Origin of the sequence: Myxococcus virescens, assembly GCF_900101905.1 — a bacterium.
In the GTDB taxonomy this organism is placed as follows: domain Bacteria; phylum Myxococcota; class Myxococcia; order Myxococcales; family Myxococcaceae; genus Myxococcus; species Myxococcus virescens.
In genome coordinates, this window is the sequence record NZ_FNAJ01000003.1 from 208,975 (window position 1) to 231,518 (window position 22,544).

A 22,544-nucleotide genomic window follows, 5' to 3' on the forward strand; every position below is an offset into this window, starting at 1 on the left:
ACCCGGTGACGGGAAGCAGGGAGGAGCGGTCCCCTGGGCCGCTCCGTGGAGAGGGACATTGAAAACGCTGCAGAAGCTGGCCCTGACCGGCCTGATTTCCCTGAGTGCGCCCGCGTGGGCCAGTGACTTCGTGGACACCCGTCTGTCGTTCGTCTTCGCGGACGACAACGTGCTCGCGGGCTCTGGTGAGACGACGCCGAACAGCCCCGATGCACGGTTCGGCGCCGGCAACCAGAACACGCAGTTCTACGACAACTTCAACACCCGGTTCTCCGGCTTCGAGTCCCTGTCGAACGTGGTGCTCTACAAGCGGGCACCGGCCTTCTTCGAGGGTTTGACGACCGAAGCGGCGCTGACGCTGCTGGTGCTCGAGCGGCCCTCGGGCGGCGTCGACATCCGCGACAACTCCAGCTACATCCGCCTCAACTACCAGCCGCCGGGCTGGAGCGAGAAGGAAGGCATCTCGCTCGTCGGCTTCCCGGTGTCCGCGGACCGTTTCCGTCTGGGCTATGCGTACCGCATCTCCTGGGGTGGCAGCGGCGTGTTCACCACCCGCGCCGCCACCAACGGCGTGCCCGGTGGCAAGCTGCAGATCACCCGCGACAACTGGTACGCGTACGTCGGCGGCAAGACGGCGCTCATGCAGAACGAGCTCATCCGCGAGGAAGAGACCAAGTACGGCCTCATGGCCGGCGCGGGCTGGGACATCCTGGAGACGCTGCGCGTCGAGGCGGGCGGCGGCTACTTCCAGAAGGGCCTGGTGCCCGGCCTGGCGACGCTCGGCGTGGAAGCGCCGGTGAACGCCGCGGGCGTGTCCGGACAAATCGTCTACCACGTGGGTGTGCCCGTCGGCACCAGCGTGGACTTCCGGCTCTACAAGAACGACCCGGACATCTATCAGCGCTTCTTCGCGCCGGAGCAGTACCCGGGCGGCCTGTCGTACACCGTGTCGCTGGAAGGCAGCTACCTGTCGCAGACGCTGGAGAAGCCCAACGACTTCGGCGCCACCAAGCCGCAGGGCGCCACCGCCGTGGCCCTCCAGGCGCGCGCGAAGTACGACCTGCTCCGCGTCAGCCTCCTCGGCCTGTACCGCAGCCTGTCCTTCATCCAGTTCGAGGTGCCGGGCTTCCCGCCGTTCCAGGACTTCCCGGAGGGCACGGAGCTGAAGCCGGAGATGTTCCTCGCGGTGGGCGCGGACTACCACCTGCCGAAGCTGCACTTCACGCCGGGCTTCATCATCGGTGTGCAGCAGCCGGCCTCGTTCCGCAGCCCCACGCCGGTGCTGGGCGGCAACAACCCGCCGGAGAACCTCATCGGCACGCGCACCGTCGTGGTGCGTGACGTGAACCAGCTCAGCATCCTTCCGGAGACGTGCGGCCGCGGCGGCGCGGCGTGCAAGGCGGAGCCCATCTACTCCGCGAAGGCCACGTTCCGCTGGGACCTGTCCGACTCCGTCGCCGCCGTCGGCGAGGTCTACTACACGTACGACACCAACCGGACCACGTTCCGGGACGACGTGACGGGTGTGGCGCAGCCGAGCTTCGAGCGCCCGCACGCGCTGGGCTTCAACACGATGCTCCAGGCGCGCTTCTAGTCCACCGCCCTGCCCCACCGGGGCAGCCGGAAGGGCTCCGCGGCCCGGTCTCTCCTCGTGAGAGGCCGGGCCGTCGTGCGTCAGACGGTCGTCATCCGCACCACCTCGTCGAAGGCGGTGAAGCCCTGGGCCAGCTTGCGCACGGCGGCCTCGCGCAGCGTCCGCATGCCGGAGCGCCGGGCCGCCTCCACCATCTGCGAATAGGGGGCCTCGCGGGCGATGAGGTCTCTCAGTTCGCCCGCGCTGGTGACGATTTCAAAGACGCCCGTGCGGCCCACGAAGCCGGTACCACGGCAACGCACGCACCCAGCCCCCTTGAGCAGGCGCACGCCACCAGGCAGCAGCGGCAGGGGCGCCTGGAGCGCGAGCAGTTCGTCCGGCGTCAGCGTCGTCTCCTGCGCGCAATGGCTGCACACCCGGCGCAGCAGCCGCTGCGCCATGACGCCCAGGAGGCTCTGCGCCAGGAGAAAGGACGGCACGCCCAAGTCCCGCATGCGCGCCACCGCGCCCAGCGCGTCGTTGGTGTGCAGCGTGGACAGCACCAGGTGGCCGGTGAGCGCGGATTGAATCGCGTTCTCCGCCGTCTCCGGGTCGCGAATCTCGCCCACCATGATGACGTCCGGGTCCTGGCGGAGGATGTGGCGCAGCGCTCCGGCAAAGTCGAGCCCCACCTTGGGCTGCACCTGCACCTGGTTGAAGGCGTCCCACACCATTTCGATGGGGTCTTCGATGGTGGTGACGTTGACGTCCGGGCCCGCCAACGCCTTGAGCGCGGAGTAGAGCGTCGTCGTCTTCCCGCTGCCCGTGGGGCCCGTGACGAGGATGAGCCCGTGTGGCTGGTCAATCCAGGACTCGAAGGCGCTCTTCTCGTCGGGCTCGAAGCCGAGCTGGGCGATGTCCTGCACCAGCGTCTCCGGGTCGAAGATGCGGATGACCACCTTCTCACCGAAGGCGGTGGGCAGCGTGGACACGCGGAGTTCGACCTCGCGGCCGTCGCGCTCCGTCTTGATGCGGCCATCCTGCGGCTTGCGGCGCTCGGAGATGTCGATGCGCGCCAGCATCTTCACGCGCGAGACGATGGGCGGATGCACCGGCGCCGGCAACGTGTGCACCGGATGCAGCACGCCGTCGATGCGCAGACGCACCACGCTGGTGGTGCGCTTGGGTTCGATGTGGATGTCCGAGGCGCGGTTGTCGAACGCGTAGCGCAGCAGGTAGTCCACGGCCTGCACCACGGGCCGGTCCGACGCCTCCAACTCCTGGGTCCCACTGAGTGAGACGAGCTGCTCGAAGTTGGCGACCTGGGCTCCGGCGGCGGCGCTGAAGTCGTCGGCGGCGCGCGCCAGCGTCTTCTTGAAGCCATAGATGTCGCTGATGGACTTGAGGATGTCCGCCTTCGCGCTGAGGACGGGCTCCACCGGCAGCCCCGTCAGGCGGTGGAAGCTCTCGAAGAGCTCCCGGTCGAAAGGGTTGGCCACCGCCACCAGCAGCCGGCCCTGCGGGGTGCGCTCCAGGGGAAGCAGCACGTGCTTCTGCGCATAGGGCCTGGACACGGTGCGCGTGGCCAGCGCCATGTCGAGCTTGAGCGGGTCAATCTTCCGGTAGGTCATGCCGGCGGCGCGCGCGGCAGCCTCCGTGACGCGGTCCTCGTCCAGCACGCCTCGGCCGTTGGACAGCGGCACCTGGAACGCCGCCACGATTTCCACCGGAGAGACGTCGTACCGCGCGGCCTCCTTGCTGCCACCCGTGCCCCCCTGGTGGGCCTTGAGCACCCGGGCGCGCGCGGCGCCCTCGCGGGCCAGCACCTCCTGGGCCTGCTGGGGTTGCAGCAGCCCCTGGGCAACGAGCGCCTCCAGCACGAACAGCGTGGTGAAGTCATCCCGGCTCTTCGGAGCAGTGCCACCCACGCCGCTCACTGGCTGTACCAAGCGCGTCTCCTTTCACCCCGGCCGCCCGCCGGAGTGCGACCCCGCAGCGTACCAGACGGATTCCGGCACACGGCCGTGCGCCGAGCGGAAAACACCCTTGGCGCCCTCCGCTCCACCAGCCAGGCATGGAGCCGCTGTCAGGCACGTCGTGCGGCCGTGCGGGCACGGCGCCGCGCCACCGTCAGTGCACGGTGCTCGTCACCGCGAGCACGGCGGCATCCACCAGGGACTCTGGCGTCGGCCGCTCCGCGACGGCCGCCGCGGGCACGCCCAGCCGCTCCAGGGCGGACGCCGTCGTCGGACCGATTGCCACCACCCGCGCGGTGGCCAGGCGCTCGCGTCCGGCCTCTTCCACGAAGGCCTCGGCCGTGCGCGGCGAAGCGAAGAGCACGACGTCCGGCGGTGAGGCATCCAGCAAGGCCAACGACTCCGGTGGCAGGGGCGCGGGCGTGGCGCGATACGCCGTCACCCGCGTCACCAGGAGGCCGTACTCTCTCAGCCCGTCTTCCAGCTCACGCCGGCCTTCCTCGGCGGCGGGAAGCAGGACTTCGTCACCCGGTTGCAGCGCATCCTTGATGAGGTTGAGCAGGGCCGCGCCCGTTCCCTCGGAAGGTTCGGCCACCACGTCCAGGCCGTAGCCCTCCGCGGCGCGCGTCGTGCGCGGCCCCACGGTGGCCACCTTCACCCGCTGTATCCGGTCCTGGGTGCCCGCCTCGCGCAGGGCCTCCATCAGCGCATCCACGCCGGTCGGGCTCGCGAACACCACCCAGTTGTAGCGCTGGATGTGCTCGGCCGCTGACGCCAGCGGACGTGGGTCCTCCGGAGGATGCAGTTCCAGAAGGGGCACACTCAGCACTTCGGCGCCCTCATCCTCCAGGAGGAAGCACAACTCCTCGGCCCGCTCACGCGGGCGCGTCACCAAGACTCTCTTGCCTTCAAGTCGCCGTTCCACGCGAGTCGCAGTCTAGGACTCCCGCGCCTCGGAGCGGCGCGCGAAATCACGCAAGATGTCCGCCGCCCCACGCGACAGCAGGTCATCCGCCAGGGATTCACCCAGTGCATGGGCCTGCGACACGGGGCCGCGCACCTCGCCCCGCACCACGTGTGTGCCATCCGGACGGCCCACGAGTCCGCGAAGGAAGACGGTGTCGCCCGACACGGTGGCATGCCCGGCCAGGGGCACGGTGCAGCCCCCCTCCAGCTTCGCCAGCAGCGCGCGCTCGGCGGTGACGGCGATGCGCGTGGTGTCGTGCTCCAGCGGCGCCAGCAGCGCGCGCACGCGCGCATCGTCCGTGCGGCATTGGATGGCCAGCACGCCCTGCCCCACCGCGGGCAGGCTCACCTCGGGCGGCAGCACCTGGGTGATGACGTCCTCCAGGCCCAGGCGCTTGAGTCCGGCGTAGGCCAGCACCGCCCCCGCGAGCCCCTGCTCCCGCGTCCTCGCCAGGCGCGTCTGCACGTTGCCGCGCACGCTGACGATGTCCACGTCCGGCCGGCGCGAGCGCAGGATGCAGCTCCGGCGCAGCGACGACGTGCCCACGCGCGCGCCCTGCGGAAGCGTGTCCAACGTCAGCCCGCCCAGGCCACAGAAGACGTCGCGCGGATCCTCCCGCTCCGGCACCGCCGCGAGCATCAGCCCTTCCGGGAACACGGACGTCATGTCCTTGAGGCTATGCACGGCGATGTCCGCGCGGCCGTCGAGCAGCGCCTGTTCGATTTCCTTCACGAACAAGCCCTTGCCGCCCACCGCGGACAACGGCGCGGACAGGAAGCGGTCTCCCTCGGTGGTCATCTCCACCAGGGTCACTTCCAGACCGGGATGCCGCGAGGTCAGCAGCGCGCCCACGTGACGCGCCTGCCAGAGCGCCAGGGGACTCTGCCGGGTGGCGATGCGCACGTGCGTCATCACTTGCCCCCCGTGGCGACCTGGGCTGGCGCGGCCATGACGGAGGGCGCGGCGGCGGCGGTGCCGACCTCCTCCTCCAGCAGACCGAACAGCTCGGCGGCGGCACCCGCCAGGCGGTTGCCCTCCCCTTCCGGCCCCACGGCGCGCAGCCGCGCGGTGGGCTCATGCAGCAGCTTGTTGACGATGGCTCGGCCCATGGCCTCGATGCTCTTGCGTTGCTTGTCGTTGAGTCCGTCGCCCAGGGCGCCCAGCGTGCGCTCCACCTCGGAGCGGGCAATGGCCTCCGCGCGCTGACGCAGTCGCGCCAGCACCGGCGTGCCCTCACGCAGCGCACGCTCCTTGACGAAACGCGCTACTTCCTGCGCGACGAGCACGCCCGCCTTCTGCGCCTCTTCCGCGCGCGCCGCGGCGTTGTCCGCGACGAACTTCTGGATGTCGTCCACGTCGTATGCATGTACCCAGTCCAGCGTGCCCACGGCCGGGTCGATGTCGCGAGGCACCGCCAGGTCCACCATGAACAGCGGCCGCCCCCGGCGTCCGCGCCCCAGGGCGCCCACGTTGTCCCGCGTGAAAAGCGGCACCTGCGACGCGGTGCTGCACACCACCACGTCCGCCGCGGCCACCAGACTGAGCAGCTCCTCGAAGGGCCGCGCCTGTCCGCCCACCTCCGCCGCCAGCGCCTCCGCGCGCGCCAGGGTGCGGTTGGTGACGTAGAGCTTCGACGCACCGGCCTGCTTCAGGTGGCGCGCCGCCAGCTCGCCCATCTCCCCCGCGCCCACCACCAGCACCGTCTTGCCCGCGAGCCCGTCGAACACCTTGCTGGCCAGCTGCACCGCCGCCGCCGCCATGGACGTGGCCGCGCGGCCAATGGCCGTCTCCGTGCGCACGCGCTTGGCGCAGCTGAAGGCGGCCGCGCACGCGCGCATCAACTCACCGCGCACCGCGCCCGCGCCCTGGCCCCGCTCAAAGGCTTCCTTCACCTGGCCCAGAATCTGAGCCTCGCCCAGCACCATGGAGTCCAGGCTGCACGCCACGCGGAACAGGTGCACCAGCGCCGCCTCGCCCTGGTGCTCGTAGAGGTGCTCCAGGGCCTCCACGCCGCCCAGCACCTGCAGCTCCGTCAACGCGCGCTGCCGCGCCATCGCCGCGTCCGGCGCGAACAGGTACACCTCCACGCGGTTGCAGGTGGACACCCAGAGGGCCTCCACGGGCGCCTGGGCCAGCCGCTGGAGCACGTCCACCTGACGCGACTCCGGCAAGGCCAGTCGCTCGCGGACGGTGAGGGGCGCCGTCCGGTGGGACAGGCCAATGCAAATGAGCTCCATACTCAGGGCATCCTCATGGCCGCCGAGGGCGACGACACGTCATACGAGGACAGGAAGGACACCATGACCAGGCAGAACCCCGCCATGGTGAGGAAGGCCACCCGCCGCCCCCGCCAGCCCGCGACGGAACGTGCCACCAGCAGCGCGGCGAAGACCGCCCACGCAACGAGGGTGGCCAGCGTCTTCCCATCCACGGTCCAGGGGCCCGGCGCGGTGCCCACGAAGAAGGCCCCCGTGGCGAGCGTGATGGACAGCGCCAGGAAGCCCCACACCACCAGGCGCCGGTTCAGCGTGTCCAGGAACTCCAGGGAGGGCAGGCGGGAGAACAGCAACCCGAAGCGCTTCGCCTTCACCTGCCGCTCCATGAGCACGTACATGACGCCCACGCCCGCGGCGACCGCGAAGGCGGCCAGCCCCAACAGCGCCAGGGTGATGTGCAGCGGCAACAGCGGCTGACGCACCCCGGGAGGCAGCGGCGCCTGTCCGCCCTGCATCAGCAGGCCGGGCAGCAGCGCGGCCAGCGCCAGGGGCGTGAGAAAGGCGCCGATGACGGGCCGGCGGTAGCGCACATCCAGGAACAGGAAGATGACTAGCAACAGGAAGGCCAGTGCGGAGAAGCCTTGCGCCAGGCCTACCGGCCGCCCGCTCTGCACCCCGAGCAACTCGAAGAGCGCCACGCCATGCAGCGCCAATCCACCGCCCACCAGCACGCGCCCTGCCGTGGCCAGGGCCTCGGACTGGCGGACCAGGTAGGCCAGGTAGACGACAGCGGCGATGCCATAGGCGTGGCAGGCGAGCGAGACGAGCGTGTGGCTCATAGGGGCAGGCTCATAACCACGGAAGACGGGCGAATCAGCCCATCTTGTTGAGGATGAAGGCAGCCAGAAGGTCTGCTTCAGAGTCCGGTTTCTTGTCCGCGCCCTCTGGCCTGGGCGCGCCGGCGGCGACCTCCGCTACATACCCTGGAACAACCTCATAGGCGTTGTCCCCCACCAGCACCGAGTCGGCCATCTGCTCGGCACCCAGTCGGGCAAGTTGCTCCTCGGTCTTCACCCGGGCCACCAACCCCTGGGTGTCTTCGCCCGACACGAGCTGGACGAAGTGGACCGCGGGCGTGAGGGGGAAGGCCACGCCGCCTTCCGCCATCACCACCAGCCGGCCTTCGCGCAGGTCTGCTTTGTCCGCCAGCGCCCACTCCTCGAGCTGGGTCTGGGGCAGGAAGAGCTTCGTCACGCCTTCCAGCTTACACCAGCCACCCCTCCCCCGGGGGAACGCTTGGGGGAAATGGTTGAAACAGGCGCCATCCATCCGCATCTGAGCCGCCAGATTGGCTGATGGCCGGCCGATCCTTGCAGGCCCACCGGACGCGTACTACACGCGGCGGAGGTGCCCGGACAGGCACGAGGAGACACCATGGCAGGCGCGGACGTGACGAACATCGGGGATGGCGACTTCAAGCAGCAGGTCCTGGACTCCCAGGAGCCCGTGCTGGTGGATTTCTGGGCGACGTGGTGCGCGCCGTGCCGCGCCATTGCGCCCTCCATCGAAGCGCTGGCCTCGCAGTACAAGGGGCAGGTGAAGTTCACCAAGCTCAACATCGATGAGAACCAGGACACGCCGCAGGAGTACGGCATCCGTTCCATCCCCACCCTGCTCCTGTTCAAGGGCGGCCGCGTGGTGGAGCAGATTGTCGGCGCGGTGCCCAAGGCCCGCATCGAAGACGCCGTGAAGAAGGCCCTGACGTAGACTCGCCGCTGCGGGGTCGGGCGCGCGAGAGAGCCCCTGCTGCTCTTCCGCGCACCACCCGTGGCCTCCTCCTGCCTCAGCTCAGCAACTCCACGCAGCGGCGGAGCACCTCCAACCGCGAGTACCGCTTGTCGTTCCCTGGCACCACGTGCCACGGCGCGTCGGGGCGGTGCGTCCGGTCCAGCATCTGCTGGATGGCCGCTTCGTACTTCTTCCACTTCGCCCGGTTCCGCCAGTCCTCGGGCCCCAGCTTGTAGCGCTTGGCCGGGTCCGCCTCGCGCTCGCGAAACCGCTGCAGCTGCGTCTTCTTGTCGATGTGGATGAAGAACTTCACCATCCGCACACCGTCCGCGGTGAGCATGTGTTCAAAAGCATTGATTTCATCGTAGGCGCGCCGCCATTCCGCCGGCTTCGCGAAGCCCTCTACCCGCTCCACCAGCACCCGGCCGTACCAGCTCCGGTCGAACATGCAGACCTCGCCCGCGCCCGGCGTCTTGCGCCAGAAGCGCCACAGGTAATGGTGTCTGCGCTCTTCCTCTGACGGCGAGGAGATGGGCCAGACCTTGTAACCACGCGGGTCCATCAGCGTGGTGAGCCTGCGAATGGCGCCGCCCTTGCCGGAGGCGTCCCAGCCCTCGAAGACGATGACGGCCTTCCGCCCCGCCAGGTAGTTCTGGATCTGCAGCTCGAAGACGCGCTCCTGGAGCGTCTTGAGCGTCTTCTCATATTTCGCGTGCTCACCCGCCGAGACAGACGGGTCGACCGCTGCGAGTGTCACAGTGCCATGAGGACATACGGGAAACACGTATCCATTTGCAGTCTTGTCATCAATTTTTTGAGATCGTTTACGAGTCAAGACAGACCCTCCAAGGTTGTATTGACAGCGGTGACTTCAACCGCCAAATAGGCACATAGCAGTGTCTGTGTTGGCTGACTGTTTTCACTTGGAGTATTCATGGCACGTCCACGCAAAGAATTGTCCACCGTCCCGCTGACGCCGGCCATGGTGAACTGGGCCGAAGCCTTGGGAGACGCCATTGGGCGCGGCATGCTGCGCGCGCTCAACGACGGGATGCCCAGGCTGGGGAGCACTTCGCCCAGCTCTACCGCGCTCACCGCGGGCCGGCGCCGCGGCCGTCCGCCGAAGGTGATGGCGGGCGCCAGCCTGGTTTCGCTGGATCGCCGTTGCACCATGGAGGGCTGTACTCGCGAGCAGCGCTCGAAGGGTCTGTGCTCCGCGCACTACCAGGCCGAACGCCGCCGCCAGATTTCGGGCAGCAAGTCGGCCTGAGTGCCTGCACACCGGACACCCGCCCACGGCCCTGGGCGATGACCGGTCCAACGCATCAGCCCTGCCAAGGGTCGGAAACGGACGACGTCGCCTTGAGCAGCTCCCAGGCCGCCAGCACGTCCACCACGCGCTCCACCTCGTTGGGCAGGGAGCGAGCCCGCTGGGACTTGAGATAGTCCTCCGCGAAGGCCCTCAGCCGCATCCCCACGAAGAGCCGCGCCAGTGCCACCTCCGTCTGACCGCTGAAGTCGAGGAAGCGCACGCCAAAGCCGCTGCGGCCCTCCGGCCCGTTCCCCCGCTCCTCCCGCACGATTTCCGCGCGCGCCTGCACGGGCGCGGCGCCCGGCTCCAGCGCGAAGCGCACGCCCAGCACGGTGCCCAGCGGCAAGTAGAAGGTGCTCTCCAGGAACGCCCCGCTGACGCTGACGTTGACGGACACGAGGCTCGCCTCGAAGCGACGCTCGCCCGCCTCGTCATCCACCCACACCTCGAAGCGCGTGGCGAGCTGGGCGCGGGGAAAGTGACGGTGCTCCGCCTCGCCCTGGTTCATCTCAATCAACGGCGCGAAGGCCGGCCTCGGCTCGGGGCTCACCGCCGCCACGTTGCCACCAGGACGCGCCGGAACCACCGCGGGGCGGACCTCCTTCGCCAGCGCCGCGACCTGCGCTGGCGCTCGCGCGGGCACGCGCACCGGCGCCTCCACCCGCGTGCTCCCGACTGCCTTCTGGCCACCCTTCCTCTGCATGACGCGTCCTCATCTGCCCGGGAGGGCTCGCCCTCCACGTGCGTTGGTGGGGTGATTCATACACCACCCCATGCCGCGCGCCGAGAAACGCTTGCGCCCGTCTCGCGAGGATAAATTCCGGAATTTCTCAGAACATGTGACGGCGCATGCTGATGTTCACCAGCAAGCCGATGCTGAGCATCACGGAAAGCAGGGATGAGCCGCCATAACTCATCAACGGCAGGGTGATTCCCGTCACCGGCAGCAGGCCAATCACCATGCCGATGTTCTCGAACACCTGCCAGAAGAGCATCGCCACGACGCCCACCGCGACGAAGGCGCCGAACCTGTCACGCGCGTTGAACCCCACGCCCAGGCCGAAGATGAAGATGGCGCCGTAGAGCACCAGCAGGACGATGCACATGATGAAGCCATGCTCCTCCGCCCACACGGAGAAGATGAAGTCGGTGTGCTGCTCGGGCAGGAAGCGCAGGCCCGTCTGGGTGCCCTCGCGCCAGCCCTTGCCGGACACGCCGCCGCTGCCCACCGCGATTTTCGACTGCGCCGCGTGATAGCCGCTGCCGCGCAGGTCCGCCTCGGGGTCCAGCCAGCCGGAGATGCGCTGGCTCTGGTGCTTCTTCAGGTGGTGCCGGACGATGGTGGGCCGAGGCTCCGGCACGTCACGGATGTAGTCGTTCCAGATGACGATGCCCGCGGCGAACACGCCCGCCACCAGCGTGGCCACCAGGTACCAGCGCACCTTCCCGAAGAGGATGATGGTGAGCGACGACAGGCCAATCATCAGCGCGGTGCCCAGGTCCGGCTGCACCAACACCAGCGCGAAGGGCACGAAGACGACGAGCACCGGCTTCCACAGCCGCGTCAGGCTGTAGGAGGGCGCATTGGGCTGGAAGTCGTCGTGGTAGACCTTGGCCAGCATCAGCACGACGCCAATCTTCATGAACTCCGCGGGCTGCATGCGGAACGGGCCGATGACGAACCAGCTCTCCGCGCCCTTGGCCGTGTGGCCGAAGAAGCGCAGCGCGATGAGCAGCAGGATGTTGCCCGCGTAGATGGGCAGCGCCATGCGCTGAATCCACCGGTAGTCCACCAGGCACACCACCAGCACGGCGACCATGCTGATGCCCAGGTAGCCCATCTGCGAGCCCCAGACGGGCGAGTGCGGCGGCCGTGACGCCGAGGCGAGGTTCCAGATGCCCAGCCCGCACACCGCCAGCACGGAGAAGATGAGGCCCCAGGGGATGTGGGGCACCATCCGGCGCTCAATCCGCAGTTGCACGCGTGCGGTCCTCTTCATCGCCCGGAAGCCGGGCCGGTGGCCGTACCCTTCGCGTCAGCGCCGCCTCATCGGCTGAGGGCGCGCGCGTCACGGAGGACGGCGTGTAGGGCTGGTTGGGACGCGGCGGCGGCGCCGTGGCGTCCAGCTTCTTCAAGTCGAAGTACTTCTGGAACACCGCCATCGCGGTGGGCGCAGCGTCCGAACCGCCGTGGCCGCCGTGCTCGTTGAGCACGACGACGGCCAGCTCCGGCTTGTCCGCCGGCGCGAAGCCCGCGTACCAGGCGTGGTCGCGCTCGAAGTAGCTCATCTGGTGCGTCTTCAAGCGAACCGCGCCCAGACGGGTCACCTGCGCGGTGCCCGTCTTGGACGCCACCAGGATGTCCTTGTCCCGCATGTGATTCATGCGCGCGCGGTACGCGGTGCCGCCCGGCTCGTGCGCCACCACCACCAGGCTGTCCACCACCGCCTTGAGGTGCGCGGGCGACAGGTCCACCTTGCGCACCACCTCCGGCTGGAACGACTCGATGGTCTGCCCGTCCAGGTCCTCCAGGCGGTTCACCATCTGCGGCTTGTAGAGCGTGCCTCCGTTAGCGATGGCCGCGTACACCAGCGCGAGTTGGAGCGGCGTGACGTTGGTGTCGCCCTGGCCAATGGAGCTGTTGAGCGCCATGCCCTTGGTGTAGCCGCCGGGCGACGCCTTGTCGTGGTAGGCGCTGGTCGGCATGATGCCTGGGACCTCCGCCACCACGTTGACGCCCGTGGGGCTGCCCAGGCCCAGGGCCTTGCCCATCTCTCCAATGGGGTCCAGGCCGATGGTGTCCGCAACCTTGTAGTACCAGGTGTCGCAGGACGACTTCATCGCCGTGAAGCCATCCACGAGCCCGTGTCCGGCGTCCTTGTGGCAACGCCAGGTGCGCGCGCCCAGTCGGTAGCCACCGGGGCAGTTCACCACCGTCTCCGGGCGGAAGGCGCCGGACTTGAACGCGGCCAGGGCGGTGACGACCTTGAAGGTGGAGCCCGGGCTGTAGTGCTCGGCGGCCACGCGGTTGATCATCGGGTCCAGCGGATCTCTCGACAGGAGCGCCATCTGCGCGGGCGTCACGCGGCCGGTGAGCAGGTTGGGGTCGAAGCCCGGGCGCGACACCAGCGCGCGGATGAAGCCCGTGTTGACGTCGATGGCGACCACCGCGCCCGTCACGCCGGGGAAGGCCCGCTCCGCCTCCTCCTGCAACCGCATGTCGATGGACAGCACCAGGTTGCTGCCCGGACGCGGCGACACCACGGCGTTGTCGCCCAGCTTGTCGTTCAGCTCTTCAATGGTCTGCCCGCGCGCGTTGACCACTTCCTTGCGCACGCCGTCGGTACCGCGCAGGCGCTGCTCGAAGTAGCGCTCCAGCCCGCGCCGGCCAATGTAGTCCCCCAGGGCGTAGCGGGCGCCGTCGCCATTGAGGCGCTCCAGTTCCTCCTGGGTGATTTCATTCATGTAGCCCAGCACGTGCGACAGCACGGAGTTGGTGCGGTAGTGCCGGTGCGGCACGGGCGCCACCTCCACGCCGTCCAGGATGTCGCGGCGCGCGGCCAGCCGGTCGTACTCGTCGCGCGACAGGTCCACGCGCACCGGCACCGGCTGGAAGGGGGCGTTGCGCCGCCCCATGCGCACCATGTCCTCCACCTTCTTGCGCTGGTCCGGGTCCCACTGGAGCAGCTCCGCCAGGCGGGGGATGACCTGCTCGTAGCAGTCGGTGCAGAAGGCCGGGGTGATGAAGGCGTCGAAGGACGGACGGCTGTCCACCAGGATGGTGCCGCGCGCGTCCTTGATGACGCCGCGGTCGGCGCGCAGCCGCACTTCCTTGACGAAGTTGGCCACGCTCTTGGCGGCGTACTCCTCGCCCCGGGTGATTTGCAGGCGGTAGAGCTGGATGGAAATCAGCCCCAGGCCCGCCACCATGGCCAGGCCCAGCCACAGGAAGCGCCGCTTGAGCTCGCGCCCCGGCGTCGTGTTGCCCAAGGTGGGTGGCGTCACCGCAGCAACCCCGCGGGCCGCTCCTGAGACGCCTCGAAGCGCCGCAGCAACGGGTAGAGCGCCAGCGCCGCGAGGCCCGTGAGCGCCACCTGCAGCGGCATCTCCGCCAGCTGCGAGCCCGGACCGTCCTCCTTCACCGTCAGCCAGGTGAAGAAGGTGGCCAGCAGCGAATGGCCCACGTCCGCGCCCATGGCGAACAAGGCGAAGGCCAGCGGTCCCCGGACCTCCACGAAGGTCGGCACCAGCCTTCCCACCAGGAAGATGAACACGGCCAGGAAGGTGTAGAGCCAGGTGGGCTGCCCGCTCATCAGGTCGAGCAGATACCCCACGGAGAAGGCGGAGAAGGTCCCTTCGAGCAGCGAGGCCCGCAGGGCCAGGAACGCCACCAACACCACGGTGACGTCAATCCGGCCGAGCTCAAGACCTGCCTGCTTCACCAGGACCGATTCCAGCGTGAGCAACGCCAGCGCCAGCGCGACGGACACCAGGAACTTCATTTCGACGCGCCCTCCGCGGCGCTGCCCGGCGCCATGGCGCTGTAGGGGCTGCCCACCACCAACACCTCTTCCAGCTTGCTCGTATCCACCGCCGGAACGATGTCCGCGCCCTGGAACATGCCGTGCTCCTTCTTCTCCAGGTTCGTCACGCGCCCCACCACCACGCCGGGCGGATAGATGCCGTCCGTCCCCGCGGTGATGATGAGGTCACCGTCCTCCACATCCTCGGTGCGCAGCATGTTCTCCAACTTCAGGGGCCCGCCTCCCGTACCCGCCGCCGTGCCCCGGGCCCGCGAGCGCTGCACACGCACCGCCACCCGACTCTGCGGGTCCGTCACCAGCGCCACATCCGCATACCCGCCCGTCGCCCGGATGACCTGTCCCACGATTCCATCCGGCGTCACCACGGACATGCCGCGAAACACACCCTGCTGCTCACCACTGCTGATGCGGACCGACAGCAGCTTCGCCACCGGATTGACGCCCACCACCCGCGCGGGGATTTCCGGCCCAGGCTCGGCCTCCGCGTAGTTGAGCAGCTTGCGCAGCCGCTCGTTCTCCATCCGCGACTCCCCCAAGGACTGCACCGCCGCGCGCAGCTGGAGGTTCTCCAAGCGCAATGCGTCATTCTCCTGCCGCACGCCTCGGAGGTCCAGGTAGTTCTGGACCCCGGCCACCCCGCCCTCAATGACGGACGTCAGCCCCTGTTGCACGGGGGACGCCACGGCGATGATCGCCCGGTCGACGAAGTTGGGTTCCCTGCCCTTCCGGCCACCGAGCAGGAAGGCCACCAGCGGCGAAAGGAGCAGGAAGCCCACGATGAGGGGGCGGTAGTACCGCTTCAGGAGCGACCACACAGGCAGGAGTTTCCGGGGGTGTAATGGGGGAGCAGGGGCTGGCTAAGGGCTCTAAATCGCTTGCATTTTCCGGTGCGTTATCCTAGGCAGTCAAGGCCTGCATGGGGGGCGGTTCCTGGTCCACCACCCACCGGCCGGGCTACCAACAACACCGCGTCGCGAGTCCTTCCGCACGGCTTTTCTCGGCGCGTTTGCCCCAGAAGTGACGACAATGGACGGTCTGAATCCCCGGAAGGTTGCCTCGCTCCTGTTCATCATCGGCATCGCGGTGGTGTTCACGCTCCAGTTCGGCCCGGGCAGTTCTGGCTTCGGCGCCACGGGTGGGGCGACGGCGCCCGGTTCGGTGGCCTCGGTGAACGGCAAGGAAATCCCGCTGCGTGACTTCGCGGCGGCCTGGGCCCAGCAGATGAGCTTCCTGCGCTCGCAGGGCAGCCCGGTGCCTGAGTCGCTCGCCCGTCAGTTCGGCATGCACAACCAGGTGCTCGACCGGTTGGTGAACACGGAGCTGCTGGCCCAGGCGGCCGAGCGCCACGGCATCGCCGCGTCCGACGATGAGCTGCGCAAGCTCATCCACCAGAACACGGACTTCCAGAAGGAGGGCCAGTTCGACTTCGAGCGCTACCAGCAGGTGCTGCGCGACTTCTACCGGAAGTCCCCGCAGGACTTCGAGGCGGAGCTGCGCCGGCAGCTGGCCGCCCAGAAGATGATGGACGTGGTGCGCGGCAACGCGGTGGTGTCGGACGACGAGGTCCGCGCCCGCTTCGAGAAGGAAGGCAACCAGGCGAAGGTCGTCTTCGCGCGCTTCCTGCCGGCCATGTACGCCGACAAGGTCTCCAACCCCACCGCGGCGCAGCTGGCCGAGTGGAAGAAGGCGCACGAGAAGGACATCAAGGAGTACTTCGAGGCCAACCGCTTCGTGTACCAGCAGCCGGAGCGCATCCGTGCGCGGCAGGTGCTGGTGAAGCTGTCCCCGGAGGCCACCGCCGACCAGAAGAAGGCGGCCCTGGAGAAGGCGCAGGCGCTGCGCAAGGAAATCGAGGGCGGCAAGGACTTCGCCCAGGTCGCGCGCGACAGCAGCGAGGACCCGGGCAGCAAGGCGCGCGGTGGCGACCTGGGCTGGGTGGAGCGCGGCAGCTGGGAGCCGGCGCTGGCGGACGCGGCCTTCGCGCTGAAGCAGGGCGAGGTGACGCAGCCGGTGGAGACGAAGTTCGGCGTGCACCTGGTGAAGGTGGATGAGAAGCAGGCCGCCCAGGACAAGAAGCTCGAGGACGTCCAGGACGAGATTGCCACCACGCTCTACAAGCAGGACCGCGCCAAGCAGCTGGCCCGCGCCGAGGCGGAGAAGGCGCTGGCCTCCGTCAAGGCGGGCCAGGACCTGAAGACGCTCTTCCCGCCGGAGAAGGAGCAGCCCGCGCTGCTGCGCTTCGAGACGGAGACGCGCCCGGAGGCCGTGGAGACGGACAGCTTCACCGCCGAGGGTGAGGCGGTGCCGCACCTGGGCCCCGCGCCCGAACTGGTGAAGGCGGCCTTCGCCGTCAGCGCCCCGCAGCCGCTCGACAGCGTGTTCCCCATGGGTGAGGGCTTCGTGGTGGCGCAGGTGGTGGAGCGCCAGAAGCCGGACGCCGAGGGCTTCGAGAAGCGCAAGGAGGAACTGCGCACCCAGGCCCGTCAGGCCAAGCAGATTGAGCTGACGGAGTCCTTCCTCAAGGCGCTGCGCGAGCAGGGCTCGGTGGTGACGAACACCGCCGCCATCGACTCCGTGGTGGGCACCGGGTGAGTCCCGGCGTCCAACCGTGACGCCTCCGAGGGCCGGGCCGAGGGTACTCCCCTCCCCGGCCCTCTCTCATTGCGGGCTTCGCGGCCAACAGGGCCGCAGCGCCAGCTACCGCTCCGGGAACTCGTGGGAGCCTGTGCCGCCGTTGGGCGCAATGGGCTCGGCGATGCAGAGCGCGTCCCGGCCCCGGGCCTTGGCCGCGTACATGGCGAAGTCCGCCGCGCGGATGAGGTCCAGCGCGGACGAGGCATGGTCCGGGTAGGTGGCCACGCCCACGCTGGCGGTGAGGCGCACGTCCAGGCCCTGCTCCAGGAGGAAGCCCCGCCCCCGAAAGGCCTCGCAGACGCGCTGGCCGATGACGGCCGCGCCCGCCGGGTCCGTCTCCACCAGCAACATGGCGAACTCGTCGCCGCCGTAGCGGAAGACGGCGTCCAGGTTCTGCCGGCCCAGGGTAATCAGCAGGTCCCCCACTTCCTTCAACGTGGCGCTGCCCACCAGGTGCCCGTGGGTGTCGTTGATGCTCTTGAAGTGGTCCAGGTCCAGGAAGACGAGCGACAGCGGGTGGCTGAAGCGCTCCGAACGCTTCACCTCCTGATCCAACAAGGCGCGCAGGTGCCGGGCGTTGTAGCAGCCGGTGTGCTCGTCCGTAATCGTCAACTCCTGCACCCGCCGGAAGTTGCGCGCGTTCTCAATCGCGATGGCCGCGTAGTCCGCGATGGCGGTGAGGATGGTGAGGTCCTCGTTGGTGAAGGGTGGGTCCATGGGCCCGTTCACCAGTTCGATGATGCCCAGGACCCGGCCCCGGGCCAGCAGCGGCACCGCGAGGATGGAGCGGGTGTGGAAGGCGGAGGCTTCATCGAAGCGTGGCGAGAAGCTGGGGTCCCCGCCCACGTCATGGACGAGCCGCGCCGCGCCGGACGTGAAGACGGCGCCGGCAATGCCCTCGCCCGGGTTGAGCTGGAGGCCCTTGAGCACGTCCGCGCCGTCACCCACCGCGATTTCGAAGTAGAGCTTTCCGGTGCGCTCGTCCTGGAGGATGAGCGACCAGTTGCGAGGCAGCAGCAGGCTGCTGACCTTCTGCATCACCAGCGCCAGCACCTCGCGGAGCTCAAGCGTGGACGTCAGCGCCTTGGCCATCTCGTTGAAGGCGGCCAACTGCTCCACTGTCCGCTTCATGGCCGACAGGAGGTCCGCGGGATTCATCCGTAGAGTCCACTCCGGGGCACAAGTCTGGTAAGGCCGGGCCGAGCCGTAACATGCACATGAACGCAGATCAAACGTTGCTCGTCCTGGCCTCGGCGTCGCCGCGACGCAGGGAACTTCTGGCACAGCTGGACATCCGTTTCACCGTTTCCGCGGCGGACATCGACGAAACGCCCCACGCCGGAGAGGCGGCGGAGGCCTATGTCGGTCGGCTCGCCCGGGAGAAGGCCCGCGTGGTGGCATCCCGCCACCCGGGCGCCTGGGTGCTGGCCGCCGACACCACCGTCGCCCTGGGCGCCGAGCTGCTGGGCAAGCCCCGGGACGCCGAGGAAGCCCAGGCCATGCTCACGCGCCTGTCCGGGCGGACGCATGACGTCTACACCGGCGTGGCCCTGGCCGGCCGGCATGAGGAGACGCTGGTGGTCCGCACCCGCGTCACCTTCCGGTCACTGAGCCCCGGGGAGATGTCCTGGTACGCGAACAGCGGCGAGCCCCTGGACAAGGCGGGGGCTTACGCCATCCAGGGCAAGGGCGGTTTCCTGGTGGCGGGCGTGGACGGCAGCACGTCCAACGTCGTGGGCCTGCCGCTGGGCGAGACAGTCGCCCTGCTGGAGCGGGCCGGCCTCCCCTTGCCCTGGAGGGCCTCATGAGCGGAAGCGTCGCGGAGCGGCTGGCGTCGGTGCGGGAGCGGGTGGCGGCGGCCTGTGCCCGGGCGGGGCGGCCGGTGGAGTCGGTAACGCTGGTGGCGGTGTCCAAGCTGAAGCCCGCGGACCTCATCCGCGAGGCCTATGCCGCCGGTCAGCGCGACTTCGGGGAGAACTACGCGCAGGAACTGCGGGACAAGGCCGCGGAGCTGGAGGGCCTGGAGGGCCTGCGCTGGCATGCCATTGGGGCGCTCCAGACGAACAAGGTGAAATACGTGGCGCGGGCGGCGGGGGCCTTCCACGCCCTGGACCGGCTGGAGGTCGCCCGCGAGCTGTCGAAGCGCCGCGAGGGCGCCCCACCCCTGCCCGTCTATGTCGAGGTCAACGTGGGCGGCGAGGCCACCAAGAGCGGCCTGGCGCCCGACGCGCTCGGCGTCTTCCTGGATGAGGTCCGCGCCCTGCCTGGCCTCCAGGCGGTGGGGCTGATGGCGCTGCCGCCCCCCACGGAGGAAGAGGCCCGGGCCCGCGCGGACTTCCAGGCCCTGCGCGAGCTGGCCCGTGTGCACGGGCTGCCGGGTCTGTCCATGGGCACCACCCATGACTTCGAGTGGGCCATTGAAGAAGGCGCCACCGTCGTCCGGGTGGGCACCGCCATCTTCGGTGAGCGCGCGCTCAAATCTCCTTGAACTTCACCCGCCCCTCCGAGTTCACGCTGACCTTGAACTCGGAGCCGCAGTAGTTGCAGCGCACCTCGTCCCCCTGGGCGAGCGCATCATCCACGGGGTTGTTGGCGTTGCACGAAGGACAGTCGAAGTCCTTGTGCGCCTTGCCACCTCCGCGCGCGGATTCCTTCTCGTCATCGTCGAAGTCGAACGAACCGCCACCACCAGACATGTGCCCCTCCTGCGGGATGGCGCCCGACACCGCGGGCTGCCCCGCGCGGAGGCTACCAGCGGTGTCGTCGAGTGGACACGCCGCTGCGCGGCACCGCCGCCTGCCGGGCGAACAGGCCCCGGCCGGGAAGAGGCGTGCGGGAGCGTGACGTGGGAAAGTGTGCCTCCCCGTGAAGTGAGCGGCCATCCATTGAATAGCTGGTCAACAACCGCGTCAGTGGAAATGGGCGGTGGCGGGAATGGTTCCAAGCCGGGTCTGGCGCGGTGCGGCCCGGCTACCTAATTTCCAAGCGAGGGAGCTCACCCGATGCAAACGCAGTCCAAGTGGGGGTTCGCGGCGGCGCTCGCGGGGCTGGTCTGGTCGTCGACGGCCATGGCTCAGGAGTCCGTGAACCCGGCGTTCGGCCCTGGGGAGCAGAGCTCCTACCGCGTCAGGTACCTGGGCATCACCGCGGGAACCGCGCAGGTGACGGTGGGTGCCCACATGAAGCAGTGGGGCCAGGACGTGTGGCCCATCGTCGCGGTGGCGCGCTCCAACGACATGCTGGGCGTGTGGCCCATCAAGGACAAGTTCGTGTCCTACTGGCAGCCGGAGAGCCAGCGCGTGGTGGGCAGTGACTTGCACGCGGATGAGAACGGCTCACGTCGCCGGCAGCGCATCAAGATGGAGCCGGATGGCAAGACGGCCTTCGTGGTGAAGCAGAAGGAAGGCGAGTCTCCGCGCGAGTCCACCCGCGAGGTGACGGAGGGCACGCTGGATGTCACCGGTGCGACGTTCGCGTTGCGCAACCGGGAGCTGGTCGTGGGGCAGGAGTATGCCTATCCCGTCTTCACCGGAAGCAAGCAGTTCACCCTTCGCGCGAAGGTGGAAGGGCGTGAAGTCCTGGGCACGGCGCTGGGCGACAAAGAGGTCTTCAAGCTCAGCGTGAAGACGGAGTTCGGCGGCAACCTCGCCTCGAAGCGGGACATGTTCGTCTACTTCACCACGGACTCCAGCCACGTACCGGTGCGGGTGGAGGCGGAGTTCGCGCTGGGCACCATCGTCGCGGAGATAACGGACTACAAGCCGGGCCGGAGCATGACGGTGGCCCGCGCCGAGAATGGCGGGTAGCACCCGCCGGAGAGTGAAGGGGGCGGATGGGTGCAGGATGGGCGTGGGCGGTGGTGGCGGCGGCGATGTCCGCCACGCAGGAGCCTCAGGTGGTGTCGCCCCTGGTCAAGGTCCGGCCGGGCGAAGCAGTGAAGGGACGCAAGGAGGCGCGCCTCAGCCTCGCGCGCGGTGAGTGTGAGGCCGTGCAGGTGGCGCTTCCCGGCCGGGTGGAGCGTCCCACCGTGGAGCCGCTGACGTTGAAGGGCCCGGGCGCGGCGCTGAAGGTCAGCGTCTGGCGCGAGGCCTTCATCGACGTGAAGACGCCGTCCAACGGCCAGGGCCACAAGGGCCCGTGGCCTGACGCGCTGGTTCCGGTGGATGCGCCGGGACATGACTCGAAGCTGCCCACCGTCTTCTACGTGGAGGTGTGCGCCCCGGAGAAGCAGGAGCCGGGGACGTACCGGGGACAGCTGCGGGTGAAGGCGGGTGACGCGAAGTTCCGGCCAGTGCCGTTCACCGCCGAGGTGCAACCCTTCGCCCTGCCCGCCACGTCCTCGCTGCCCAACAGCTTCGGGGTGTCGATGTACAGCATCGCCCGGGGCCACGGCGTGGCGCCGGAGTCGGCGGAGGCGCGCAAGCTGTTGCGTGACTACGGACGCGCGCTCCTGGAGCACCGGGTGAGTGCCCACGGCATGAGCATGACGCCGCCTCCCGTGCGCTTCGAAAAGGGCCGCGCGGTGCTGGACTGGCGCGAGTACGACGCGGAGATGGCGCCCTTCCTGGACGGCAGCCTGCTGCCCTCCGGCGCCCGCTTCACCAGCACCGACGTGCGTGACAGCAAGCAGGCGAAGACGGACGCGGAGAAGACGGCGTACTACCGCGCCTTCGCCGAGCACTTCCGCGAGAAGGGCTGGCCCGCGCAGCTCTTCTTCTACGCCAAGGACGAACCCAAGCCCGAGGACGTGCCGCTGGTGAAGGCCCAGTCCAAGCGGGTGCGCGCGGCGGGCGCGATTCCCGTGCTCGTCACCAGCCCGCTGGATGACGCGCTGAATGGCTCGGCGGACATCCTCACGCCCACGCTCAACTGCTTCTACCCGCGCCCCGGGCCTCAGACGTGCCGCAGCGTGGTGGAGCCGCGCGCGCTGCGCAAACGGCTGGCAGGTGACACCCGGGTGTGGTGGTACCAGAGCTGCAATTCGCACGGCTGCAACGGCGGCCCCCCGGCGGACAAGGCGGTGGACGCGGCCTACAGCGGCTGGGCTTCGTACATGGTGGACCACCCCGCCCCGCTCAACCGGGCCATGGGCGTGCTCGCCTTCTCCTCCGGCGTGGACGGCGAGCTCTATTTCGACACCGTCTTCGCCTACAACACGAAGAAGGACCCCTGGAAGGACGTCTTCGAGTTCGGCGGCAACGGCGACGGCACCCTCTTCTATCCGGGGACACCCGTCAGGGTGGGTCCTTCTGGCCACCAGCCCATCCTCACGCTGCGGCTGAAGCACATTCGGGACGGACTGGAGGACTATGAGTACCTCCGGTTGCTCGCTGAGCTGGGTGACGCGGCCTTCGCCCGGACGGCCGCGCGCAAGTTGGCGCGCACCGGTTGGGACATCAACGCGGATGCGGGAGAATGGGAGGCGGTCCGCGAGGAAGTCACCACCCGGCTCCGGAAGCGCTGGGCGGAGTCCGAATATGCGAAGCGCCCGGACCGTCAGACGCCGCAGAGCACCCCGTAGTCTCTGGAAGGAA

General features: G+C 69.0%; 22 protein-coding genes. 8 read left to right on the top strand and 14 right to left on the bottom strand.

The genetic code is table 11. The annotated features are described in order from the left end of the window. Nucleotides 1-58: 58 nt before the first annotated feature. The gene (locus BLU09_RS11175) at nt 59-1,594 is read left to right on the top strand and encodes a hypothetical protein (RefSeq protein WP_011552729.1); all 1,536 of its coding nucleotides are present in this window, start codon (nt 59-61) and stop codon (nt 1,592-1,594) included. 80 nt (nt 1,595-1,674) lie between these two features. On the opposite strand, the gene BLU09_RS11180 is transcribed toward BLU09_RS11175, so the two are convergent. The 6 genes from BLU09_RS11180 to BLU09_RS11205 all read right to left on the bottom strand — a co-directional run bounded on the left by BLU09_RS11180 (nt 1,675) and on the right by BLU09_RS11205 (nt 8,067). Then, entirely contained in the window at nt 1,675-3,522 is a 1,848-nt protein-coding gene (locus BLU09_RS11180; RefSeq protein WP_090489121.1) for a GspE/PulE family protein, read from the bottom strand. A 181-nt stretch (nt 3,523-3,703) separates the two neighbouring features. Then, a complete protein-coding gene (locus BLU09_RS11185) occupies nt 3,704-4,474 on the bottom strand; it encodes a uroporphyrinogen-III synthase (protein ID WP_090489123.1) in 771 nt (256 codons plus the stop codon). A 12-nt stretch (nt 4,475-4,486) separates the two neighbouring features. Continuing rightward, on the bottom strand, nt 4,487-5,431 hold the full coding sequence (gene hemC, locus BLU09_RS11190; RefSeq protein ID WP_090489126.1) for a hydroxymethylbilane synthase: 945 nt from the start codon (nt 5,429-5,431) through the stop codon (nt 4,487-4,489). Continuing rightward, on the bottom strand, nt 5,428-6,753 hold the full coding sequence (hemA, locus tag BLU09_RS11195; protein WP_090489128.1) for a glutamyl-tRNA reductase: 1,326 nt from the start codon (nt 6,751-6,753) through the stop codon (nt 5,428-5,430). Before hemA ends, hemC begins: the two co-directional genes overlap by 4 nt. Before the next feature lie 2 nt (nt 6,754-6,755). Then, the gene (locus BLU09_RS11200) at nt 6,756-7,571 is read right to left on the bottom strand and encodes a cytochrome C assembly family protein (RefSeq protein WP_090489130.1); all 816 of its coding nucleotides are present in this window, start codon (nt 7,569-7,571) and stop codon (nt 6,756-6,758) included. Between the two features lie 34 nt (nt 7,572-7,605). Next, entirely contained in the window at nt 7,606-8,067 is a 462-nt protein-coding gene (locus BLU09_RS11205; RefSeq protein ID WP_090489132.1) for a hypothetical protein, read from the bottom strand. 99 nt (nt 8,068-8,166) lie between these two features. On the opposite strand from BLU09_RS11205, the gene trxA reads away from it, so the two are divergent. Next, nucleotides 8,167-8,499, top strand: a complete 333-nt coding sequence (gene trxA, locus BLU09_RS11210) for a thioredoxin (protein ID WP_090489134.1) — start codon at nt 8,167-8,169, stop codon at nt 8,497-8,499. A gap of 76 nt (nt 8,500-8,575) precedes the next feature. Here trxA and BLU09_RS11215 read toward each other — a convergent pair whose 3' ends face one another. Further along, entirely contained in the window at nt 8,576-9,277 is a 702-nt protein-coding gene (locus tag BLU09_RS11215) for a polyphosphate kinase 2 family protein (protein WP_244171624.1), read from the bottom strand. A gap of 177 nt (nt 9,278-9,454) precedes the next feature. On the opposite strand from BLU09_RS11215, the gene BLU09_RS11220 reads away from it, so the two are divergent. Continuing rightward, the gene (locus tag BLU09_RS11220; protein ID WP_090489138.1) at nt 9,455-9,790 is read left to right on the top strand and encodes a hypothetical protein; all 336 of its coding nucleotides are present in this window, start codon (nt 9,455-9,457) and stop codon (nt 9,788-9,790) included. Between the two features lie 55 nt (nt 9,791-9,845). On the opposite strand, the gene BLU09_RS11225 is transcribed toward BLU09_RS11220, so the two are convergent. The 5 genes from BLU09_RS11225 to mreC form a co-directional block, all read right to left on the bottom strand. After that, nucleotides 9,846-10,535 carry a PilZ domain-containing protein gene (locus tag BLU09_RS11225; protein WP_090489140.1) on the bottom strand — a complete coding sequence of 230 codons (690 nt, stop codon included), beginning with the start codon at nt 10,533-10,535 and terminating at the stop codon, nt 9,846-9,848. Nucleotides 10,536-10,662: 127 nt separating this feature from the next. Next, nucleotides 10,663-11,790: a rod shape-determining protein RodA gene (rodA, locus tag BLU09_RS11230; RefSeq protein WP_090489142.1), complete on the bottom strand. Its 1,128-nt coding sequence runs from the start codon at nt 11,788-11,790 to the stop codon at nt 10,663-10,665. Between the two features lie 7 nt (nt 11,791-11,797). Then, the gene (gene mrdA / locus BLU09_RS11235; RefSeq protein WP_090489144.1) at nt 11,798-13,837 is read right to left on the bottom strand and encodes a penicillin-binding protein 2; all 2,040 of its coding nucleotides are present in this window, start codon (nt 13,835-13,837) and stop codon (nt 11,798-11,800) included. Next, a complete protein-coding gene (locus tag BLU09_RS11240; RefSeq protein ID WP_090489146.1) occupies nt 13,834-14,334 on the bottom strand; it encodes a hypothetical protein in 501 nt (166 codons plus the stop codon). Before BLU09_RS11240 ends, mrdA begins: the two co-directional genes overlap by 4 nt. Beyond that, nucleotides 14,331-15,191, bottom strand: coding sequence for a rod shape-determining protein MreC (gene mreC / locus BLU09_RS11245; protein ID WP_011552715.1), 861 nt, complete (start codon nt 15,189-15,191; stop codon nt 14,331-14,333). The genes BLU09_RS11240 and mreC overlap by 4 nt, the downstream gene beginning before the upstream one ends. Before the next feature lie 211 nt (nt 15,192-15,402). Between mreC and BLU09_RS11250 the strand changes: the two genes are divergently transcribed. Next, entirely contained in the window at nt 15,403-16,968 is a 1,566-nt protein-coding gene (locus BLU09_RS11250; RefSeq protein ID WP_186817708.1) for a peptidylprolyl isomerase, read from the top strand. 105 nt (nt 16,969-17,073) lie between these two features. On the opposite strand, the gene BLU09_RS11255 is transcribed toward BLU09_RS11250, so the two are convergent. Beyond that, entirely contained in the window at nt 17,074-18,168 is a 1,095-nt protein-coding gene (locus BLU09_RS11255) for a GGDEF domain-containing protein (protein ID WP_090489150.1), read from the bottom strand. Between the two features lie 53 nt (nt 18,169-18,221). Between BLU09_RS11255 and BLU09_RS11260 the strand changes: the two genes are divergently transcribed. Continuing rightward, a complete protein-coding gene (locus BLU09_RS11260; protein ID WP_090489151.1) occupies nt 18,222-18,818 on the top strand; it encodes a Maf family protein in 597 nt (198 codons plus the stop codon). After that, nucleotides 18,815-19,498 (top strand): YggS family pyridoxal phosphate-dependent enzyme, encoded by a 684-nt coding sequence (locus BLU09_RS11265; RefSeq protein ID WP_090489154.1) that lies wholly within the window; start codon nt 18,815-18,817, stop codon nt 19,496-19,498. The genes BLU09_RS11260 and BLU09_RS11265 overlap by 4 nt, the downstream gene beginning before the upstream one ends. On the opposite strand, the gene BLU09_RS11270 is transcribed toward BLU09_RS11265, so the two are convergent. Then, nucleotides 19,485-19,706, bottom strand: a complete 222-nt coding sequence (locus BLU09_RS11270) for a hypothetical protein (protein ID WP_090489156.1) — start codon at nt 19,704-19,706, stop codon at nt 19,485-19,487. The genes BLU09_RS11265 and BLU09_RS11270 overlap by 14 nt on opposite strands. Before the next feature lie 306 nt (nt 19,707-20,012). Here BLU09_RS11270 and BLU09_RS11275 point away from each other — a divergent pair, with 306 nt between their 5' ends. Continuing rightward, entirely contained in the window at nt 20,013-20,816 is an 804-nt protein-coding gene (locus BLU09_RS11275) for a DUF3108 domain-containing protein (RefSeq protein ID WP_090489158.1), read from the top strand. Nucleotides 20,817-20,842: 26 nt separating this feature from the next. Then, a complete protein-coding gene (locus tag BLU09_RS11280) occupies nt 20,843-22,531 on the top strand; it encodes a DUF4091 domain-containing protein (protein WP_090489160.1) in 1,689 nt (562 codons plus the stop codon). Nucleotides 22,532-22,544 lie beyond the last annotated feature (13 nt).

Coding starts and splice junctions, on each gene's coding strand:
- hemA (WP_090489128.1), bottom strand. CDS start 6,753: ATGGAGCTCATTTGCATTGGCCTGTCCCACCGGACGGCGCCCCTCACC.
- BLU09_RS11260 (WP_090489151.1), top strand. CDS start 18,222: ATGCACATGAACGCAGATCAAACGTTGCTCGTCCTGGCCTCGGCGTCG.
- BLU09_RS11200 (WP_090489130.1), bottom strand. CDS start 7,571: ATGAGCCACACGCTCGTCTCGCTCGCCTGCCACGCCTATGGCATCGCC.
- rodA (WP_090489142.1), bottom strand. CDS start 11,790: ATGGTGCCCCACATCCCCTGGGGCCTCATCTTCTCCGTGCTGGCGGTG.
- BLU09_RS11255 (WP_090489150.1), bottom strand. CDS start 18,168: ATGAATCCCGCGGACCTCCTGTCGGCCATGAAGCGGACAGTGGAGCAG.
- BLU09_RS11220 (WP_090489138.1), top strand. CDS start 9,455: ATGGCACGTCCACGCAAAGAATTGTCCACCGTCCCGCTGACGCCGGCC.
- BLU09_RS11280 (WP_090489160.1), top strand. CDS start 20,843: ATGGGTGCAGGATGGGCGTGGGCGGTGGTGGCGGCGGCGATGTCCGCC.
- BLU09_RS11225 (WP_090489140.1), bottom strand. CDS start 10,535: ATGCAGAGGAAGGGTGGCCAGAAGGCAGTCGGGAGCACGCGGGTGGAG.
- BLU09_RS11275 (WP_090489158.1), top strand. CDS start 20,013: ATGCAAACGCAGTCCAAGTGGGGGTTCGCGGCGGCGCTCGCGGGGCTG.
- BLU09_RS11250 (WP_186817708.1), top strand. CDS start 15,403: ATGGACGGTCTGAATCCCCGGAAGGTTGCCTCGCTCCTGTTCATCATC.
- BLU09_RS11270 (WP_090489156.1), bottom strand. CDS start 19,706: ATGTCTGGTGGTGGCGGTTCGTTCGACTTCGACGATGACGAGAAGGAA.
- BLU09_RS11265 (WP_090489154.1), top strand. CDS start 18,815: ATGAGCGGAAGCGTCGCGGAGCGGCTGGCGTCGGTGCGGGAGCGGGTG.
- trxA (WP_090489134.1), top strand. CDS start 8,167: ATGGCAGGCGCGGACGTGACGAACATCGGGGATGGCGACTTCAAGCAG.
- BLU09_RS11240 (WP_090489146.1), bottom strand. CDS start 14,334: ATGAAGTTCCTGGTGTCCGTCGCGCTGGCGCTGGCGTTGCTCACGCTG.
- BLU09_RS11205 (WP_090489132.1), bottom strand. CDS start 8,067: ATGCGGATGGATGGCGCCTGTTTCAACCATTTCCCCCAAGCGTTCCCC.